The sequence below is a fragment of the Microcoleus sp. K4-B3 genome, from assembly GCF_036704615.1.
Taxonomy (GTDB): domain Bacteria; phylum Cyanobacteriota; class Cyanobacteriia; order Cyanobacteriales; family Microcoleaceae; genus Microcoleus.
This window is the reverse complement of the sequence record NZ_JAUBSF010000197.1, coordinates 1-2,324: the sequence shown is the minus strand read 5'-3', so window position 1 is coordinate 2,324 and position 2,324 is coordinate 1. Positions and strand designations below refer to the sequence as shown.

Annotated in this window: 2 protein-coding genes and 1 pseudogene; 1 reads left to right on the top strand and 2 read right to left on the bottom strand. The window is 39.3% G+C overall.

Translation table 11 applies throughout. The features are described from left to right. The first annotated feature begins 176 nt into the window (after positions 1-176). A pseudogene (locus QUA78_RS33045) lies at positions 177-1,377 on the top strand (ISAzo13 family transposase). 176 nt (positions 1,378-1,553) lie between these two features. Here the strand turns inward: QUA78_RS33045 and QUA78_RS32240 are convergent. Both QUA78_RS32240 and QUA78_RS32235 read right to left on the bottom strand, forming a co-directional pair. Further along, entirely contained in the window at positions 1,554-1,829 is a 276-nt protein-coding gene (locus QUA78_RS32240; RefSeq protein ID WP_333307414.1) for a hypothetical protein, read from the bottom strand. Between the two features lie 16 nt (positions 1,830-1,845). After that, entirely contained in the window at positions 1,846-2,256 is a 411-nt protein-coding gene (locus QUA78_RS32235; RefSeq protein WP_333307412.1) for a hypothetical protein, read from the bottom strand. Positions 2,257-2,324 lie beyond the last annotated feature (68 nt).

Below are 2,324 nucleotides of genomic sequence, written 5' to 3'. Positions count from 1 at the left end.
AACATATTTAATTATGGACTAATGAGGGGCATGGTATTTCTGAGTATTTGTACTCATCGCATAAGTGTTATGCTCCCGTTTATGTTGCGGTAGAGATGTCAAATATTATACATACTTGGTGATTTTTATGTCGGCAATGATTTTTTGATTTGAATAATTTCTGACTAACTTAATTTATGTATTACTCAGACGAAATTACTGATTTAATGCGAAAATATCATCAGTCTTTATCTGAAAAAGATCAAAGAAAATATGCAGCGATAGAAGCCGTAAAACTTGGTCGTGGTGGAATTATTTACATAGCCCGAGTTTTGGGAGTAGACAGGAATACAATAGCCAAGGGAATTAAGGAGTTAAAAAGTGAATCAGACACTACTTGTAATCAACAGAGAATTCGCCGACGTGGAGGAGTCAGAAAAACTAGGGAGTCTGAGATACATGATTTAAATGAGCGTTTTTTAGAAGTCTTAAAAAACCACACAGCCGGAGAGCCAATGTCGGAAAAAATTAAATGGACAAATCTTACCCAGCAACAAATAGTTGAAGGTCTGAAAGCTCAGAAAACAATAGTCAGTACAACAGTTGTTCAAAAACTGTTAAAAAAACATGGATATGTGAAACAGCTCAAAAAAAACAAACAACCGGAGTAACCAAGAATCGTAATGAACAATTTGAAAATCTTGCCATAATTACCGCCGAGTATGAGTTGCAGGGAAATCCGATTGTTAGTATGGACACGAAAAAGAAGGAATTTATTGGAAATCTATATCGAGCAGGAAGTCTATATACTACGGAAGCTATTACGACATTTGACCATGATTTTTGGAGTTTGGCTGAAGGAAAAGTAGTACCTCATGGAATTTATTATCGGCAACATAACCGAGGATATTTAAACCTGGGAATCAGTAAAGACACGAGTGAATTTGCTTGTGAATCGATAAAATTATGGTGGGTTAATTACGGAAAATTTATCTACCCTCAAGCCAATTCAATTTTGATAAAATGCGAGGGCGGTGGCAGTAATAATTCCAATCATCATATCTTTAAATCGGATTTACAAAAATTAGTTGACGAGCTAGGAATAGAAATTAGAATCGCACACTATCCCCCCTATACATCGAAGTATAATCCGATTGAACATCGTTTGTTCCTCACGTAACCAGAGCCTGTCAAGGAGTAATTTTTACCAGTCTTGAGTTAGTGAAAAAACTCATGGCAAAAACTCATACTAAAACCGGGCTTTCTGTGGTAGTAAATGTGAGCGATAAAATTTATGAAACTGGTCGAAAAGTAGCTAAGGGATTTAAAGAAACAATGAAAATTATTTTTGATAAATATCTACCAAAATGGAATTATCGTGCCGTTTCGACTATTTAGCAGACGCTAAAGTTATTAAATTTTCATTCCTTATAGGTCAATGTAGACAATCGCCTATGCCCTATCCTTGCCTTTTTGGCTTGGTCTTAATCACTGGTGTTTAGACTAAGCAGCATAAATTGACTCAGCTATGGCTGAGTTACTAAAAGAAAATATGGAAGAGGAAAAATTGGGATTTAGACCGAGTTCTTGAAGGCTTTTTTACGCTTGGAAGTCCCTTTTTTGACAATTGGACACCGAGGTTTTGTTGGCCGGGGTTTTCCTTGATGCCATCCAGGTGACTTTCCTCGGGGTTTGGGAGGAACAGCCGGAGTACCAATCGCGGCTAAAACTCCTCCCATACTTTGGGCTACTCGTCCAGGTGTTAATTTGGTCATCGATTTCTGCCACGGTAAAGGGTTGTCAGCCACCACTGCACGCGCCAACCACAACTCCCAGGTTATTAACGGCATCAGATCGCTCCACCGTTCACACTGTTTTGGGCTGCTTAATTTGGGCAATGTCCAATGCAGCCGTTGCGAATGCAAAACGATACCAATGATCTATAGCAAAGCGCCGTAAGTAGAGTCGCCAAACTTCATTCAAAGGCAGTATTTCTTCACCCATCCAAGCTAACCAGAGAGGTTTGGCGAACTGTCCGCTCTGATTCTTAAGCCGTTCAACCCGTATTAATTGCATTTGGATGTTAGCCGCCGCTTGAAAATGTTTATCCCGCCACAAACTAATTCGGAGCCTACCTAACTTTGGCGCATCAATTTCTATAGTTTCCGTTGGTTCTTCCCATGTGCTAGCATCATTGAGCTTAAACTTCTCGCCATGTTTGCGCGGACAACCTTTACCTGAATAAGGGGGCGGCGCACTCCACAAACATATAGTCATTTCAAATAAGTATGAGACACTCTTTCTGCACAATAAGCACGAATAATTTCATCAAGAGATGTGCCAGG